This is a genomic window from Microvirga sp. HBU67558 (genome assembly GCF_018069605.1).
Classification (GTDB): Bacteria; Pseudomonadota; Alphaproteobacteria; order Rhizobiales; family Beijerinckiaceae; genus Microvirga; species Microvirga terrae.
The window spans coordinates 1-685 of the sequence record NZ_JAGPUP010000254.1; the positions used below are offsets into that span (position 1 = coordinate 1).

Consider the following 685-nt stretch of genomic DNA (forward strand, 5'->3'; position numbering starts at 1 on the left):
CGAGGACGATTTGGGTAGGGCCGCGCACCGGCGACGGCCGCTGCAGCCCGGTTGTTGACGCCAAAGTAGCGGAAGATCGCCGCCATGTGGATCTTGACCGTCCCCTCCCCGAGCTTGAGCGCCAGGGCGATTTCCTTGTTCGATTTGCCCTGGACCAGAAGGTCGAGCACCTCGCGCTGGCGCGAGGTCAGGGCATGGACCGAAGCGGCGGGCGCAGGCTCGGGCGGCACCGGCTGCGGCTCAGGGGCGACGTCCGGCAGCTCCCGAAGCGGCTGCAGCGAGCCGCCGGATGAGATGTCGGCCAGGCATGGCGGCACGTAGATCCCGCCCTCAAAGACCACGCGCAGCGCCTTGACCAGATCCGCAACCGGCAGGCTCTTGAGCATGTAGCCGTGAACGCCTGCCTCCAGCGCCGAGAGGATGTCCTGACGGGCGTTCGATGCGGACAGGACGGCTACGCGGGCATGCGGAAAGCACTCGCGGATCGCCCGCAGGTTGGTCGGGGTGCGCATGCCCGCCATGGACAGGTCCAGCAGAGCGGCTTCGATCCGCTCGTTTTCGGTGAGCCGCTCCAGCGCCTCGTCGAGGGACGACGCCTCGATGAGCTCTGCGAAGCCGAAGTGGTGGGTCAGGATGGCGGCCGCCGCAACGCGGAAATAGGGATCGCCATCAGCAATAAGCCCCA

Annotated in this window: 1 protein-coding gene; it reads right to left on the reverse strand. The window is 67.6% G+C overall.

What is annotated here, in order from left to right; translation table 11 throughout:
- The coding region (locus tag KBI52_RS01080) for a LuxR C-terminal-related transcriptional regulator (RefSeq protein WP_371823092.1) at positions 1-677 on the reverse strand (677 nt) is incomplete at its 3' end.
- Positions 678-685: the final 8 nt, after the last annotated feature.